11 protein-coding genes and 1 pseudogene are annotated in these 16,953 nt (G+C 40.5%); 7 read left to right on the plus strand and 5 right to left on the minus strand.

The features are described from left to right. Window position 1: 1 nt before the first annotated feature. Window positions 2-673: a hypothetical protein gene (locus H5126_RS08250; protein WP_182720439.1), complete on the minus strand. Its 672-nt coding sequence runs from the start codon at window positions 671-673 to the stop codon at window positions 2-4. 676 nt (window positions 674-1,349) lie between these two features. On the opposite strand from H5126_RS08250, the gene H5126_RS08255 reads away from it, so the two are divergent. The 3 genes from H5126_RS08255 to H5126_RS08265 all read left to right on the plus strand — a co-directional run bounded on the left by H5126_RS08255 (window position 1,350) and on the right by H5126_RS08265 (window position 7,449). Further along, on the plus strand, window positions 1,350-4,316 hold the full coding sequence (locus H5126_RS08255) for a TonB-dependent receptor (protein ID WP_182720438.1): 2,967 nt from the start codon (window positions 1,350-1,352) through the stop codon (window positions 4,314-4,316). Between the two features lie 102 nt (window positions 4,317-4,418). Next, a complete protein-coding gene (locus tag H5126_RS08260; RefSeq protein WP_182720437.1) occupies window positions 4,419-5,969 on the plus strand; it encodes a tryptophan halogenase family protein in 1,551 nt (516 codons plus the stop codon). Beyond that, window positions 5,962-7,449, plus strand: coding sequence for a tryptophan halogenase family protein (locus tag H5126_RS08265; protein ID WP_182720436.1), 1,488 nt, complete (start codon window positions 5,962-5,964; stop codon window positions 7,447-7,449). The genes H5126_RS08260 and H5126_RS08265 overlap by 8 nt, the downstream gene beginning before the upstream one ends. 77 nt (window positions 7,450-7,526) lie before the next feature. On the opposite strand, the gene H5126_RS08270 is transcribed toward H5126_RS08265, so the two are convergent. Then, window positions 7,527-10,103, minus strand: coding sequence for an exo 1,3/1,4-beta-D-glucan glucohydrolase (locus H5126_RS08270; protein WP_182720435.1), 2,577 nt, complete (start codon window positions 10,101-10,103; stop codon window positions 7,527-7,529). A 239-nt stretch (window positions 10,104-10,342) separates the two neighbouring features. On the opposite strand from H5126_RS08270, the gene H5126_RS08275 reads away from it, so the two are divergent. The 3 genes from H5126_RS08275 to H5126_RS08285 all read left to right on the plus strand — a co-directional run bounded on the left by H5126_RS08275 (window position 10,343) and on the right by H5126_RS08285 (window position 14,307). After that, window positions 10,343-11,671: a GH1 family beta-glucosidase gene (locus H5126_RS08275; protein ID WP_182720434.1), complete on the plus strand. Its 1,329-nt coding sequence runs from the start codon at window positions 10,343-10,345 to the stop codon at window positions 11,669-11,671. A 32-nt stretch (window positions 11,672-11,703) separates the two neighbouring features. Next, window positions 11,704-13,230: an MFS transporter gene (locus tag H5126_RS08280; RefSeq protein WP_182720433.1), complete on the plus strand. Its 1,527-nt coding sequence runs from the start codon at window positions 11,704-11,706 to the stop codon at window positions 13,228-13,230. A 75-nt stretch (window positions 13,231-13,305) separates the two neighbouring features. Then, on the plus strand, window positions 13,306-14,307 hold the full coding sequence (locus H5126_RS08285; RefSeq protein ID WP_007583313.1) for a LacI family DNA-binding transcriptional regulator: 1,002 nt from the start codon (window positions 13,306-13,308) through the stop codon (window positions 14,305-14,307). Window positions 14,308-14,326: 19 nt separating this feature from the next. On the opposite strand, the pseudogene H5126_RS08290 reads toward H5126_RS08285, so the two are convergent. Next, window positions 14,327-14,461: pseudogene (locus H5126_RS08290) on the minus strand (LysR family transcriptional regulator); the annotation flags it as partial. Between the two features lie 242 nt (window positions 14,462-14,703). Between H5126_RS08290 and H5126_RS08295 the strand changes: the two are divergent. After that, window positions 14,704-15,873 carry an MFS transporter gene (locus H5126_RS08295; RefSeq protein WP_182721432.1) on the plus strand — a complete coding sequence of 390 codons (1,170 nt, stop codon included), beginning with the start codon at window positions 14,704-14,706 and terminating at the stop codon, window positions 15,871-15,873. A gap of 74 nt (window positions 15,874-15,947) precedes the next feature. Here H5126_RS08295 and H5126_RS08300 read toward each other — a convergent pair whose 3' ends face one another. Next, the gene (locus H5126_RS08300) at window positions 15,948-16,463 is read right to left on the minus strand and encodes a M23 family metallopeptidase (protein ID WP_182721431.1); all 516 of its coding nucleotides are present in this window, start codon (window positions 16,461-16,463) and stop codon (window positions 15,948-15,950) included. Window positions 16,464-16,555: 92 nt separating this feature from the next. Next, window positions 16,556-16,822 carry a YrhK family protein gene (locus H5126_RS08305; protein ID WP_165742813.1) on the minus strand — a complete coding sequence of 89 codons (267 nt, stop codon included), beginning with the start codon at window positions 16,820-16,822 and terminating at the stop codon, window positions 16,556-16,558. Between the last annotated feature and the right edge of the window lie 131 nt (window positions 16,823-16,953).

Genomic DNA, 16,953 nt, shown 5'->3' on the forward strand with positions numbered 1-16,953 from the left:
TTTACTGCATTTGCTTATTAAATGGCTGTTTTTCGATAACCAATTTTTTAGGGAAATTTAAATCGGTTGCTATAACAAAATCATCGTAAGGATCATTACCCGAAAACAACTCAGTTATTAATGTATCGTTTTTATAAACATTAACGGTTACACCGCTGCCCATACCGCCTGAGTTAATAATATAGTAGTGATATTCGCCGTTACTAAAAAATAAAATACTCTCGCCAATACGCCCTACTTGCCTGTAGTAACTACCAAATGGTGCATCTGGTGTTGCTTCTTTTTCAAGCCCTATGTCATTAACTTTACCAAATCGATAACTAAGCGATGAGTCATCTTTTGCAACGCAAATAGAAAGCACTTTATCGGTAGGCTCTAACTTGTAGGCTGTATTTTCATCTGGGTTACGCACAACTTTATGCATTTTTGCGTTAATGTAGGCTGCTTCATTACTATTACAATGTGTTGCTAGCATACCGACCACTAAAGCGGGTTCGTGTGTTTGAGCTGCTGAAGGCGTGTTTACTTTGAGATTAGAGGGTGAGTTACTTACATTATTATTTAGCTGAGGACTACCTTGAATTGCCATACTTTGGTCGTCACAACCAAACAGAGCAAACAAGAAGAAAGAATAAAAGCTCGCTAAAAATTTAATGCGCATAATAAAATCCATCTATGAGAGAGCCTTTAAAATAGCGATAAAACTAGCGACTCGCAACACCTTATGCGCAATACTTTATAAGTTTATTTTTAAACCATCTTCTGCAAAAACTACGTTACTTTTTAGTGATTTAATTAACGATTTTTTAAACAACTACTGGTTTTTAATGACCGATTCATAAACTGAGATAGAACCGCCGCTTGATGCGTTTTCATCAATTGCGTTGTACATAATCACTACATCGGCATTTTCGCTAAGTTAGCAAATGTACCTATTTTTTGTTGAGTGACCAACGGCCGATTTATTAATTTTAGCTAGTATTTAAAGCTGATTTAAACACCTTATAAAAATATGTAAATAACTAAATTAATCAATAATTGGTTTTCTTATAATAAAATGTTGTTACAGCACTATTTCAAACGGCTTTTTATAACCAATTGTAATTTATAATTTAAATAAAATTAAATCCAAAAAACATACATTTTAAAAACAATTTAGTCTCATTTTATTAAAACAACAGTTGACCCTATTCAAAATATAAACTAGCATTTCTGGAAGCGCTTCCACAAATTCTAGTTAAACAGACCTTTCTGGAAGCGCTTCCACACATTTGACAATGTTTATAACTACACAATAACAGCCCCATACAAGCTGTTAATAATAATGATAAAAGCGCGAGGGAAACCGAATGTCCAACCATATTGTAAGAAAAACAAAGATAGCGACCAGCCTATCTCTGATTTTAGGTGCATCAATCTCTTTGCCTGTATATGCACAAGAAGCAAATACAGATGTTGAAGTAATCCAAGTTACTGGTTTTAAAAGCAGTATTAAAGAGTCGACTCGTTTAAAACGCGACGCCGCTGGTGTTGTAGATGCTATATCAGCTGAAGATATTGGTAAATTCCCCGATACCAACTTAGCCGAGTCGCTACAGCGTATTACGGGTGTGTCGATTGATCGCTCAAATGGTGAAGGCTCTAAAGTAACGGTTCGTGGTTTTGGCCCCGACTACAATATGGTAACCCTAAACGGGCGTACAATGCCGGCGGCATCTTTGCCTGCAGGCGGTGGTACACCCAGCTCTCGTGCATTTGATTTTGCAAACTTAGCGTCTGATAGCGTTAAATCGGTTGAAGTATATAAAACGGGTAAAGCTAGCATTGCATCAGGTGGTATTGGCGCAACAATTAATATTAATACGGCTCGCCCACTTGATAACCCAGGCTTTGTTTCAAGCATTGGCGTAAAAGCATTACACGACTCAACAAACCGCGTTGGTGATGACATAACACCTGAGCTTTCGGGCTTAATTAGCTGGACCGACAGTGAAGCTAAATTTGGTGCCTCGTTAACTGCAAGCATGCAACAGCGCGATAGCTCATCAACAGGTGCGTTTGTAAATCAATGGAACACATCTGCTTTTGACGGCACAATCCCACAAGCTGCAGACGATATTGTTTTAACTAATGCACCCGCCGTTGGCCAGCTTTATTCAATGCCATCAGATTTGCGCTACACCATTGCCGACAGAGAACGTACTCGTACAAACGCGCAATTAACGCTGCAATACAGCCCAATTGATGATTTAACAGCCACGCTTGATTACACATATTCTAAGCAAGATTTATTCGAAGCCCGTGCTGAGCAATCAATTTGGATGGATAACTACAAAAGCGCGCTAACATTTGACGACAACACGGTAAAAACCCCTATTTATTACCGAGAAGAACGTCGCGATCAGCAAACACGCGATTTAGGTTTAGCGTTTCAAGAGCTAAACCAAGTTAACCAAAACGATTCTATTGGTTTAAACGTTGAATACTATTTCAATTCAGAATTGAGCTTTATGTTTGATGCGCACAATTCAAAAGCCACTAGCAAACCAGATGCACCTTACGGCAGCTGGGTAAACGCAGGCTTAGGCGCAAACGTAGTTAACGCACAAGAAGTTGATTTTAGCCGCGAGCTTCCATCAATGAGTATCGATTTTGATGATTGCCGCCGAGATAACCTAAATTGTAATAACACGTTAGATGCCTCTGATGTGGGTACGTCTATTTTAGATTCTAACTTTGCTCGCCAAGAATCTGAAATCACAGAATTTAGAATCCATGGTAAATACGAAATTGAAAACGGCGCAATTGACTTTGGTATAGAGTCTCGCTCTATGGAAAGCCATTCACTGCAATCACTTACACGTAATACAATGGGTAACTGGGGTATAGAAAACCCAGGCGAACTACCTGATGGCTACTTAAACCCAACAAACTTTTTAGCTGAGTTTGACGACTACGATACATCGGGCTCGTTCGACCAAGGTTATACTGGCAGCGCATCTCAAATTGGTTACTGGGCAGGTGAAGAATACGGTTTTAACTTTGCAGCCGATGGCGCATTTGCAACAAACCGCACCATTGAAGAAGACATAACCGCTGCGTTTGTGCAATTTACTTACAATGGTTACATTGGCGATATGCCATACAACATTGTTATTGGCGCGCGCCAAGAGTCTACCGACATTACCTCAACGGCTAATATCGATTTACCTAACGCAGTAGCGTGGGAAGGTAATAACGACTTTAATGTTCGTTTTGGCTCAGCTAAAGAAGATTTCACGCTTAAATCTAGCTACGATCACTTTTTACCAAGCTTTGACTTTGACATAGAAGTAATTGAAAACGTAAAAGCGCGTTTTTCTTATAGCACGACAATTGCTCGCCCAACTTACGATAACTTAAGTTCAGCAGCGACTGTTGGTGTACCAGGTGCCCCTACTCTTTTAGCGGGTTCTTCACCGGCTACAGCGTCAACGGGTAATCCTGGTTTAGTGCCGCTTGAATCAGATAATATTGATGTATCGGCTGAGTGGTACTTTGCAGAAACAAGTTATGTGTCGGTAGGTTATTACACTAAAGACATCGAAAACTTTATTGGTTTAACACCAATGACGCAAAACTACTACGGATTACGCGATGCAACAGCGGGTCCTCGCGCACAAGCTGCCATTGCTGAGCTAGAATCTCGCGGACTTGCTCTAACCGATTCAAACTTATTTCAAATGGTTGCCGCAACAGAAAATGGCGTTGATTTTGACTCTATGACCTACGAAGAGTTTGAAGCCGCTTACGATGTAATTGCTAACAGCGATGACCCATTACTAGAATTTACAGCGCAAGTACCTACCAACAATAAAAATGCCACCATTGATGGTTTTGAAATTGCCTTTCAGCACTTTTTTGGTGAAAGCGGTTTTGGTGTGCAAGCAAACTACACCACAGTTAATGGCGACATAGACTTTGATGTAAACGCTGACCCTACTACAACACAATTTGCACTAGTGGGTTTAAGCGATACAGCTAACTTTATTGCAATGTACGAAAACGATGATTTTCAAGCACGTATTGCTTACAACTGGCGTGATAAGTTTTTAAATAGCGCAGCTCGATACGTAAACGAGCCAGGCTTTACTGAAGAATATTATCAAATCGACTTTAATGTTGCGTACAACTACAGCGAACAACTATCGTTTTTTGTTGAAGGCCTTAACATTACTGAACAAAACAGCCGCGAACATGGCCGTACGTCAGCACAATTGTGGAACCTACAACAGCTAGGTGCACGTTACAATATTGGTATGCGTTACAACTTCTAAAGGTAATACAAAGTAAAGCCGTTAGTTTTTACTAGCGGCTTTTTTGTATTTAAAACAGTATTAATGCTAGTTTAATTGTTATCAACTTTAGGGTGTTAACTCATGACCAAACCAATAACAAAAATAGTCGTTTTAGGTGGTGGTACTGCCGGCTGGCTAAGCGCAGGCTTATTAGCCGCCGAACACCCGCACCTTAATGTAACGTTAGTGGAGTCGGCAAACGTGCCTATATTGGGTGTGGGCGAAGGCACATGGCCGTCAATGCGTAACACGCTGCAGCGCATTGGCATTAAAGAAATTGATTTTATAACCCAGTGCGACGCATCATTTAAGCAAGGTTCTAAATTTATAAATTGGCGCAACCTCAGCGAGGGAGAAAACTACTACCACCCTTTTATGAATCCACAAGGCTACGAGCACACTAATTTACACGCCAGTTGGCAACGCATTGCACCTGATCAAAAATTTGCCGACGTTGTTAATATGCAAAGCTTTGTATGCCAAGCAGCACTTGCACCAAAGCAATTACAAACACCCGAATATGCAGCGGTCACCAACTATGGCTATCATTTAGATGCGGGTAAATTTGCTGAGTTTTTAAAAAATCACTGTGTTAAAAATCTAAACGTTACACATATTATTGACGATGTAACCGAGGTTATTAACGACGAACATGGCTATATTGCTTCATTAAAAACAAATAATAATGGCGATATAACAGGTGATTTATTTATAGATTGCTCAGGCTCTCGTGCTCGTTTAATTGGTGAGAATTTTAATAGTGAGTTTATAGCGCAAGATCATATTTTATTTAATAACAGCGCTGTTGCGGCGCAAATACCTAATGCACACATCAATCAACCAATTGCCTCTGCTACGCTATCTACAGCGCAAAGTAACGGCTGGATTTGGGATATAGCCCTGCCAACACGCCGTGGTACAGGTTATGTATTTAGTAGTAAATATCAAAGTGATGAAAGCGCAACAAATACACTAAAAAGCTACATAGCCAAAAGCACCAGTGAGCAACAAGCTGAGCAACTTACCTACCGTGTATTAAAATTCAGCCCTGGTTACAGGGAACAATTTTGGATTAAAAACTGTGTTGCCGTGGGTATGTCAGCTGGCTTTTTAGAGCCGCTTGAAGCGTCAGCTCTTGCTATGGTTGAACTTTCAATTAGCATGATAAGCGAGCAACTACCGCAAAACCGCACCCACATGAGCCAGCTTGCAAGTCGTTTTAACAGCCGCTTTAGCACTCGTTGGCAGCGCGTTATTGAATTTTTAAAACTTCATTATGTACTAAGCGAGCGCGACGACACTCCCTATTGGCAAGATATTGGTAATTTAAATACCGCGCCCGAGCGCCTGCAAAACTTACTTAAACTTTGGCAATTTCAGCCCCCTAGCCGCTTTGATTTTATTGAAAACGAAGAAGTGTTTTCATCAAGCAGTTACCAATACGTTTTATATGGCATGGGCTTTGATACACAAACAGTATCTGCACAAAATACATTTAACGACCCACGCGCTGGGGATTACTATTATCAGCAAAATCGCGAAAAAATAGCGCAGTGCTTAAATGGACTGCCAAGTAATCGCGCGCTTTTAAATCATCTTTTATCAAATAATGGGCAGCCACATAATGACTAAAACAAACGCTGTTAAAAACGTAGTAATTGCTGGAGGCGGCACTGCAGGTTGGATGGCCGCAGCGGCACTTGCTAAACTAGTTGGTAACAATATAAACATAACCCTTGTTGAATCTGACGATATTGGCACTGTAGGTGTTGGCGAAGCAACAATTCCGCCTATTCGTACATTTCATAAATTGCTGGGTATAAACGAGCAAGCATTTATGAAAGCCACTCAAGCAAGCTTTAAATTAGGTATTAGCTTTGAAAACTGGGGCGATGAAAACACGCATTATATTCACTCATTTGGCGCAACGGGCAAAGAATGTTGGGCGGGTGAATTTCATCACTTTTGGCTGCAAGGTAAAGCACTTGGAATAAACAACCCATTTGGCGATTACTGCTACGAGCTGCAAGCGGCTAAAGCCGGTAAGTTTGCGTTTAATCAGCAAAACCCTATTAACTATGCCTACCATATGGATGCCACGCGTTACGCGCAGTTTTTACGTGAATTTTCAGAGCCACTGGGTGTAAAACGCGTTGAAGGTAAAATACAAAAAGTAGTAAAAAACCCTAAAACGGGCCATATAGAATCATTGATTTTAAATAATGGCGAGCACATTAACGGCGATTTTTTTATTGATTGCACTGGCTTTAGAGGCTTATTAATAGAGCAAGCATTGCATACTGGCTACGAAGACTGGTCGCATTTACTACCGTGTAATAGCGCCATTGCGGTGCAAACAAAATCAACCAGCGAGACCGTATTACCACTTACCCGATCTATTGCCCACAAAAGCGGCTGGCAATGGCGTATACCGCTGCAAAACCGTGTAGGTAACGGATTAGTATATTGCAGCCAATATATGGATGACGAACAAGCCAAAGCGCTATTATTAAATAACATTGAGGGCGAGGCGCTTACAGAGCCACGTATTATTAAATTTAAAACAGGGCGCCGCTTAAAAGGTTGGAACAAAAACTGCCTAGCGCTTGGCCTTGCCAGCGGTTTTGTAGAGCCACTTGAGTCCACCAGCATTCACTTAATTATGTCGGGTATTATTCGCTTTATGCGTTTATTTCCGTTTAATGGCATAACTAATCACGCCATTGACGAATACAACAAACAGCTTAAAAGCGAAATTGAAAATATTCGCGACTTTATTGTGCTGCACTACAAAGTAACTAATCGCGATGACAGTGAGTTTTGGCAACACTGTAGCGCCATGGAGGTGCCAAAAACACTTCAGCATAAAATTGATTTGTTTAAGCAAACCGGCCGTGTATTTTTAGACGATGGCGACATTTTTAGAGTCGATTCGTGGGTGCAAGTTATGCTTGGTCAAGGTATTGAGCCTAATCAACATCACTTAATAGCCAGCATGATGAGTGATGAAGAACTCACCCGTTTTTTACACGGTATTAAACAGCAAATAGAACAGCGCGTTAGCCAATTACCGCCTCATCATGAGTTTTTAAAGCAGTATTGCCCAGCATAAATATCCTCTTTAAAAAAAGCCCTTATTACTAAGGGCTTTGAGACAACACACAATAAACTTAACTTATAAGCACTCTACTACTCACACTTTATTTTTGCTGTTTCAGCACCTTGTGGTTCAAAGCTAATATCTGCAACTGAAACGTTAAGCTCGCCTGCCGTTTTAATAATAAAAGGGCTGGTTACTCTGGCAAAATCAACACCCTTTTTAGCAAAACACGTTAAATCTATGCTCATGGTTTGCCATGTATTTAAATCAGCATTTTCAAGATCACGGGTAATATCAAGCTCGCCGCCACAGCCTTGTTCGCACTTCATTGCAAGGTATGTTTGTGAGCTAGGTATTTGGTTTACTTTATAGCTAAAGCTAAGGGCCGAATTTGCTTCAATGTAGGCCACTTTGTCTTCGGTAAAGTTACTATTAATTTCGATATAGCTGGGTGCAGTGCCATCAAAATTAAATTGCATCGCATCTTCTTGAATCGCTTTGTCTTCAGTGCGATAAGTAATACCGCCAAGCTTTACACTATTACTTGCTACTTGGTGCTGCTCGCTGTTTGAATTTAAAAACAAACGCCACGGTGTTTTAAAACTGCCATTAAATATAGATAACGGTGCAAGGTTACTAATATCAACACCTGAGTCTTCATTTAGATTATTGGCAAGCGTACTTTCATCTTTATACGTTAAACCAAAGCCATAGGGTAATAATGGTGAGTAATCAGCATCGCCTTTATTTACTGCGGTTTGTAGTGGCGATTTAGGCCATGAGAAAGACAATTTACCTTTGAAGTCGTATCGTACCTGCCCACTTGCATCCGCTAATAAAACATCTGCAATGCCTTGTCCTTCAGTGCCAGGAAGCCATGCTGCTACAAATGCATCTGACGCGTTTAGCTCGCTGTTAACCCACATTGGTCTGCCCGATATAAACACAGAAACAACCGGTATATTTTGCTGCTTCAATGTTTTTAATATTTTAAGAGAGCGTTTATTGTTACGTTCAAACTCAAGGTTGTCTTTATCGCCATGTCCCTCTGCGTATGGTTCTTCACCAAATACAACAATGGCTACATCGGGTTTGGTATTAAACTCACCCGTTGGGCTTAAAATAGCGTTACCGCCAGCGGCATCTATTTGCGTTTTTAGCCCTGCATAAATAGACGTTGCCCCAGGAAAATCTGCATTTTGATTATTAGTTCCCTGCCACGTAATACTCCAACCGCCCGATTGCTTTCCTATGTTATCGGCCGCATCGCCTGCTATAAGTATGTTGCTTGATGGGTTAAGCGGTAATAAATGGTTGTTGTTTTTAAGCAGTACTAGCGACTCTTGTACCGCTTGGCGGGCAATATCGCGATGTGCTGGCGCACCTATTAGTTTTAATTTACCTGAATATTTTCGATTTGCAGGGCTTGGCTTATCAAATAAACCCGCACGTAATTTAACGCGTAAAATACGTGCTACGGCGTCATCTATTCGCGCCATTGTTATTGTGCCCGCTTTTACTTGTTTAATTGTATTTTCATAAAGTGGTTTCCAAGCACCCGTTGGCACCATAAAAATATCAAGCCCCGCATTAACAGCCTGCGGGCAACTTTCATTTGTACAGCCTGCAACTTGTCCGTGTCCGTTCCAATCTCCTACAACAAAGCCATCAAAACCCATTTTTGTTTTTAATACATCGGTAAGTAAGTATTTATTGCCGTGATTTTTTTTACCATTCCAGCTATTAAACGATGCCATAACCGACTGACTACCTGCGGCTAAGCCACCTATATAACCTTGCGCATGAATGTTATATAACACCTCTTCGCTATCAATGTTATCGCCTTGATCGTCACCATCTACTGTGCCGCCATCGCCTAAAAAGTGCTTAACGGTACTAATTACGCGTTTATCACTTAAAAAGTCTTCATCGGCTCTGCCTTGCAATCCGTTTACAATTGCGGCTGAATACTCACGTACAATTGCAGGGTCTTCTGAGTAGCCTTCGTACGTTCTGCCCCATCGGTCATCGCGCACAACCGCAACAGTCGGTGCAAACACCCAATCTATGCCTGTTGCCATTACCTCTATTGCAGTAGCTGCTGCAATTCGCTCAATTAATGCGGGGTTATTAGCAGCACCTAAACCAATATTATGCGGAAATAACGTCGCACCAATCACATTATTATGTCCATGTACGGCATCGGTGCCCCACATGGTTGGAATTTTACTGCCATCAATTGAGTCATCAACCGATGCTTTATACATGCTCTCAGCAAGCGTAATCCAATCTGCAGGCGTTGCATGCTTATTAGCATTTGGGAACGAGCCACCGCCATTTAAATACGAGCCAAAACCATATTTACGCATGTCTTCAACACTAATATCGCGAATTTCAGGTTGGATCATCTGCGCTACTTTTTGCTCAAGCGTCATTGTTTTTAAGTACTGTGCAATCGTATTTTCAATTTCAGGCGTTTTAACTACTTTGCTTTTAAGCGTTGGCCAAAGTGATAAATCACCTTGCTCATGCTCAGCCTTTTTGACTACGGCGCTTTGCCTATTATTTGCGTTAATCTCTTGTTTGTTACACCCACTTAAAACGCACAATCCTCCTATTAAAATAGGGAGCATGTGTAACCTGTTAGTGTTTAAGCTTTTTTTCATATTTATAGCCCTGTGTTGTGTCAGTGTGATTTTTTGAGTGCCTATTTGTTATTTAAATTTAACTATTGACCTGTTTAACAATAGCCACTAACCTAAATATGGAAGCGCTTCCTTAAAGTTATTAAATACCATACTTAGTGATTAATCAAATTAAATATGGAAGCGCTTCCAATAATGAATTTAATATACGCTCTATACAAAGCAAACTTTACCAAAAAAGAAGCAGAGGTTTTCTCTTAATGAAACAATTATCTTTACCTAGTGGCTCACCACTTTTAGCCAAAAATTTTACTTATGGTGTAGCTACGGCCTCATTTCAAATTGAAGGCGGCGCAGCTGATCGCTTGCCATGTATTTGGGATACCTTTTGCAGTAAAGAAGGCAAAATAGTCGACAATTCAAATGGCGATGTAGCCTGCGAGCACTACACTCGCTGGAAAGACGATATAAACTTAATTGAATCATTAGGTGTAGACGCTTACAGACTTTCGATTTCGTGGCCGCGCGTAATGACTAAAAGCGGTCACTTAAACCCGACAGGCGTTAAGTTTTATACCGACATTTTAGATGAGCTAAACCGTCGTAACATTAAAGCTTTTGTAACGCTGTACCACTGGGATTTACCACAACATATTGAAGATGAAGACGGTTGGCTAAACCGTAACACCGCTTACGAATTTGCCCATTACACAGATTTAATTACCAAAGCTTTTGGGGAACGTGTGCACTCTTACGCCACCTTAAACGAGCCTTTTTGCAGCTCTTACTTAGGTTACGAAATAGGCGTACATGCGCCTGGCATAGTAGGTCGCGAATTTGGTCGTAAAGCCGCGCACCACTTATTACTGGGTCACGGTTTGGCTATGCAAGTACTTGCTAAAAATAGCCCAAATACACTAAACGGTATTGTACTTAACTTTACGCCTTGTTACTCAGTTACCCAAAGTGAAGACGATTTAAAAGCCACTGCATTTGCTGATGACTATATAAACCAATGGTACATGCAGCCTGTAATGCAAGGTAAATACCCTGATATTATTAAGCAATTACCTAAAGCCCACCGCCCAGATATTTTAGATGGCGACATGGAAATAATTGCTCAACCGCTAGATTACCTAGGGGTTAACTTTTATACCCGCATGCATTATCAAGCAAGCGAAACCGACTTTTACCATGAGCTGCCACATAAAGCGCCAATGACCGATATAGGCTGGGAAATTTATCCTAAAGCGCTGACAGAATTACTTGTATCGTTAAACGAAAAATACACCCTACCGCCTATTTATATTACCGAAAACGGCGCAGCCATGGCTGACGAATTTAAAGACGGTGAAGTGAGAGACAACGACCGTATTGAATATTACCACGAGCATTTAAATGCCCTACATAACGCAACTGAGCAAGGCGTAAAAGTAGATGGTTACTTTGCGTGGAGCCTAATGGATAACTTTGAATGGGCAGAAGGATATTTAAAGCGCTTTGGAATAGTACACGTAGACTACAACACACAAAAACGAACTGTTAAAGCCAGCGGTAAAGCGTACAGTAACCTAATAACTAGCCGATAATTTTTCGGCTTATAACAATAAGAACACACACAGTGAACAAACTCCCTTTATACGAAAAAGTCGGTTACGCCATGGGCGATGCCGGCGCTAACTTAGTGTGGCGCGGCGCGCTTGCTTATTTAGCGGTGTTTTACACCGATACATTTGGCATATCGGCGGCTGCCGCTGCCATGTTGTTTTTAGTGGTAAGGCTATCTGATGGCGTAACCGATATTATTATGGGTATGATTGCCGACAGAACGCAGTCGCGCTTTGGTAAGTTTCGCCCATGGATACTCTACTCGGCACCATTTTTGGGCTTGTTTATGGTGTTGTGTTTTACTACCCCCGACTTTAGCACCACCAACAAACTTATTTATGCCTACGTAACCTACATAGGTTTAACGCTTGCTTACACTGTAAGTAACGTACCCTACTCGGCACTTATGGGCGTTATGACACCCGACGACACAGAGCGCACAAAGCTCTCTGGTTTTAGGTTTGCAGGTGCGTTTACGGGTGGCTTATTGGTTATGGGTTTTTTACCTGAGCTAGTGGCATTTTTTGGTGGCGGCGACAACGCCAAAGGCTATCAGCTTACTATGTACTTATTTGCCAGCTTACTTATTATTTTAATGATTATAACGTTTGCGACTACCAAAGAGCGTGTAACACCGCACGCCTCAAATGAAGGGAATTTAAAATCAGAGTTGTTTGATTTAACCAAAAGCCTGCCATTTATAATCCTACCTTTGCTTGCTACCACCCTGTTTTTTTATTACCGCGATTTATACTGCGGCGTATTTTTTGCCCTTGTTATGGCTGCAATGACATTCGTTATTAAAAAATTACTCAATAAAGATAAGCAAAGCTTAACGGGCTCACAACGCGACATGGTTGATCTTCTGACCAACAAACCTTGGCTGGTATTACTCGGCATTGGTTTTTTAACCATGATGTTTAATGGCATTAAATACGGCGTAATTGCGTACTACTTTAAGTACCACGTAGCCAATGAACTCATGGCTGGGCAATACTTTATTGCCTTATTGATTGTATCTATATTAGGCGCACTTACCACAGGTAAACTGGCTGAAATAATGGGTAAACGAAACCTCTTTATTGCATCATTAATGCTAAGCGGGTTACTCACTACTGCATTTTACTGGGTACCTAGCGATAACCTGGTAGCAGTATTTACCTTTGGTTGTGCTGCTGAATTTTTTGCCGCCATGATGCCAACATTGTTCTTTAGTATGCTTGGCGATTCAGCCGACTACTCCGAGTGGAAAAACAAACGCCGCGCAACAGGGCTTATTTATTCTGCGGGTACGTTTGTGCAAAAAACCGGTGGTGGTTTTGCAGGTGCATTAGTATTAGTAGTACTTGCAGGCTACGGTTATAACGGCATGGATGAGCTAACAATTACTCAAGCCCTACCTGGTATGCAGTTACTTATGAGCTGGATACCTGCCGCATTTGCTTTTTTAGGTGCCGCATTGATGCTTATTTATCCGCTAACCTCAGCGATGACGCAAAAAATAACAGAAGACTTAGCAATTAGACGCAGTAATGTGTAAATTAAGTTTTAATGACTCTTCGCGCTTTATATTTTTATAAAGCGCGAGTAAAAACACATATAAGCTAGGACATAAATGGCGACAATTTATCAAGTATCAGAAATGGCAGGTGTGTCTTTATCAACTGTTTCAAGGGTACTTAACGACAACGACTACGTAAGCAAAAAAACTAAAAAAAAGGTATTAGAAGCAATGAAAGAGCTAGGCTATCAGCCAAGTTCTATTGCTCGCTCTTTGGCGTCTAGCACTACAAACAGCGTCGGTATTCTAGTTTCTGAGTTGGATGGTCCGTTTTTTGGTCAAATGATGTCAGCCATTGAAGAGCACCTTCGTATTGCGGGTAAACACGTTATTATTACGCCTGGGCACAGTGACGAGAAAAAAGAAAAAAGCGGCTTTGAATTTTTAATAGGCCGTAATTGCGACGCTATTATTGCCCACGTAGAAGCGGTATCAAACGAGTATCTAATTGAGTTAAGTAAAGGCAAAACCCCTATTTACTTGATGAGCCGCTACGTTAAAGAAATTGAAGAAAACTGCATTAGCCTCGACAACGTAATGGGCGGCTACTTAGCCACTAAAGCCATGATCAACAAAGGTCATAAAAACATTGCGTACATAGCAGGCCCGCAGTTTAAAGAAGACGCGTCAAATCGTTTAAAAGGTCACAAACAAGCTCTGGCAGAATACAACCTAACCTTTGACGAAAACTTATTTTACATAGGCGACTTTAAAGAAACCGGCGGCAGCGACGGCTTAAGGCATTTTATTCAAAATAAAGCGCAAATAACCGCCCTTGTATGTGCCAATGACGAAATGGCATCGGGTGCTATGAAATACGCCCGCGAACACGGTTTTAATCTACCAAAAGATTTAGCCATTATTGGGTTCGATAACGTAATTTTTACCAATTACCTCTACCCAACACTGACTACTATAGATAACCCAGTTCCCGAAATGGGCCGAGCTGCGGCTAACTTAGTACTTAAAGACATTTATAAAAAAAGCGGCATAACAGTAAAACACGTGTTTCAGCCAAAGCTTATTTTAAGAGACTCAACACCGGATATTAATTAACTTTAAACCTAATTTAAATCTAATTTAAATCTAATTTATGTAACTCATTACGTACCCACTGCGTATCTAAATATTGCTCTACGTGCTGCTGCGCAAACTTTAAAAAGTGACGTGCAGCATGCGATATGTGCCTATCTGCTTGCATTACAAAAAACTCTATTCAGACATAAATGCTCACAAATATAAAACAATATCTACATAAAAACACTACAATAAAAAGCATAATAGATCCGATAATTTACCAAAAAGATCGTTTTAAATTTATTTATATTATTTAATAAAATATCACTTTACTTATTTTTAATTTGGCTCTAAATTCGCGCAAATTTTATTATTAAAGTAACCTCTCAAACTTTAAAACAGTGGTTATTTACCTTGATGAGTCGATAAACACAAATGGCCGAATCAGCCGCCACAAGCACCTCTAATAACCCTTTAGCACCCGTTATCGGGCTGTCATTTTTTGCTATTGCATCAGGCTTTTTAATGAGCCTTATTCCGCTGTCGTTACCTGCATTTAAACTTGATGAAAACCTAGCGCCTTGGCTTGCGAGCATTTTTTACTTTGGCTTACTTATTGGCGCCACCACAATAGAGCGCATTGTGGTAAAAATGGGTCATCGCTTCGCATTTATATTATTTTTAAGCCTATTAATAGCAAGCGTGCTTGCACAACTTGCACTGCCAAATACCGTTAACTGGTTAATTGCACGATTTGTAGCAGGTGTTGCTGTTGCCGGTGTGTTTGTCGTTGTTGAGTCTTGGTTATTAATGACCAACACAGCAAAGTCGCGGGCTAAACGTTTGGGTTTATACATGACCTCACTTTATGGGGGCAGCGCCGTAGGTCAACTTGCTATAGGGCCGCTTGGCACCGAAGGTTCAACGCCTTATTTATTTGTAGCCTCGTTATTATTTTTAGCTATTTTAGCCCCTTTATTAATAACCAAAGGTCAGCCCGAAAAACAGCACCTTGAAAAACTACCACTAAAAGAAATAAAAACATTAAGCCACCCAGCTATGCTCGGATGCTTAGCATCGGGCTTATTACTGGGCCCTATTTACGGCTTAATGCCGGTCTATATTGCAGCACAAGCTGATCAAGCTCAGTACACAGGAACACTTATGGCGGTTATTATCTTAGGCGGCATGGTCGTGCAGCCGCTTGTGAGTTACTTATCTACTCGGCTTGAAAAAAGCTTATTGATGGGTATGTTTTGTTTAGTAGGCGCAGCTGGTGCTGTGGGTATACTACAAGCAAACACTTTAGCAGGATTAATAGTAAGCTACTTAATACTAGGCGCATGCAGCTTTGCACTTTACCCGATTGCTATAACACTTGCGTGCGACTCATTACCAATGGCAAAAATAGTATCTGCAACTGAGGTAATGCTTTTGAGTTACAGTATTGGGTCGGTATTTGGCCCTATGCTTGCTGCAAATTTATCTGATGCACCCAACGGTATTGTGTTTTATTTAGCAGGCTGTTTAATCACTACCTGTATTTATATGTTTATTAAAAGCATTAAAAATATTCGCGCGGGTAAAACCCCAGTTGCAGGCTAATTTTTAGCTTAAATACACGCTTGCTTATTAACTAATTCTAGCTGTTAAACATCTTGATTTAACAGCTAAAACTATTATTTAGCAGTGAGTTTTTTATGTGGGCTCAAAAAAAACATCTTTTTCCACCCTTGGTTTTGCGTTGTAAAAAGCCACGGCATGGGCACTAACGATAAAATAGAATAATGCACATGAGGCTGTTTTCCTGCGGCATTTCCGGTATCGCCCAGTAAGCCGATTTGACTGTTTATGCTTACTACATCACCTGTACTTACCGAGTAGTTATTTAAATGTGCAAAATAATGCACGCGCCATTTAGGCCCAAGCACCGCAACCACCTTACCACCACGAGTTAACTCACCTGCAAATATAACAATACCGCTTGTTGAGGCAACTACGGGAGTATTTTTTGTGCCAAAAATATCAATTCCTTTGTGCACACCCGACCTACCCCAAGGCTCGTACCAAAACGTGTTATGGTTCCAATCTTTACTTGTGGCACCTTGTACCGGAATCATTATTTTTTCGGGAATTAGTAAGCCTACTATTAATAAAGTAGCTATTCCAATTGCAATCCACTTAAGTACTTTCACTTTTTCTATCCTTGATATTTAAATAACTTATACTGGTAAATAAAACACCATAATAACTGAACTCATCATGAGTCGTATTTATGGTGTTTTATTTATGAAGTTTTATTTGAATGAAATACCCGACTAACATGTACTAAGCTGATCAATTTCAAAATAGGTTTTATAAGCAATTGAGCACTGCCCGCTATAAACAGCCATGTGCCACTTTCTATTAGTGAGTCATTTAAAAAGAAAAAACTGCCAATTAAAAACCAAACAGCTATCAAAAAATCGTTAAACGCTCCCAGCGCTTCATATCGTCGCTGGATGGTAATATGCTCTTGTCCTAAATCTAAAATAAACTGATTACTGGGGTCCATAAGTACTGCTCACTCTTTTATTTCATAATTTAAAAAGCTTGTTTTCACAAGCTAAGCCGCACCATACAATAACAAAATTTACGCAATAAAAAACGCTGGCCAATGCGAATCAGCCAACGTTTTATTGTTTG

It is taken from the genome of Pseudoalteromonas sp. SG45-3 (genome assembly GCF_014164075.1).
GTDB lineage: Bacteria > Pseudomonadota > Gammaproteobacteria > Enterobacterales > Alteromonadaceae > Pseudoalteromonas > Pseudoalteromonas distincta.

What these genes read in the sequence shown, in the direction of transcription:
- H5126_RS08255 (WP_182720438.1), top strand. Translation starts at nt 1,350, where the DNA reads ATGTCCAACCATATTGTAAGAAAAACAAAGATAGCGACCAGCCTATCT.
- H5126_RS08295 (WP_182721432.1), top strand. Translation starts at nt 14,704, where the DNA reads ATGGCCGAATCAGCCGCCACAAGCACCTCTAATAACCCTTTAGCACCC.
- H5126_RS08265 (WP_182720436.1), top strand. Translation starts at nt 5,962, where the DNA reads ATGACTAAAACAAACGCTGTTAAAAACGTAGTAATTGCTGGAGGCGGC.
- H5126_RS08260 (WP_182720437.1), top strand. Translation starts at nt 4,419, where the DNA reads ATGACCAAACCAATAACAAAAATAGTCGTTTTAGGTGGTGGTACTGCC.
- H5126_RS08275 (WP_182720434.1), top strand. Translation starts at nt 10,343, where the DNA reads ATGAAACAATTATCTTTACCTAGTGGCTCACCACTTTTAGCCAAAAAT.
- H5126_RS08250 (WP_182720439.1), bottom strand. Translation starts at nt 673, where the DNA reads ATGGATTTTATTATGCGCATTAAATTTTTAGCGAGCTTTTATTCTTTC.
- H5126_RS08285 (WP_007583313.1), top strand. Translation starts at nt 13,306, where the DNA reads ATGGCGACAATTTATCAAGTATCAGAAATGGCAGGTGTGTCTTTATCA.
- H5126_RS08270 (WP_182720435.1), bottom strand. Translation starts at nt 10,103, where the DNA reads ATGAAAAAAAGCTTAAACACTAACAGGTTACACATGCTCCCTATTTTA.
- H5126_RS08305 (WP_165742813.1), bottom strand. Translation starts at nt 16,822, where the DNA reads ATGGACCCCAGTAATCAGTTTATTTTAGATTTAGGACAAGAGCATATT.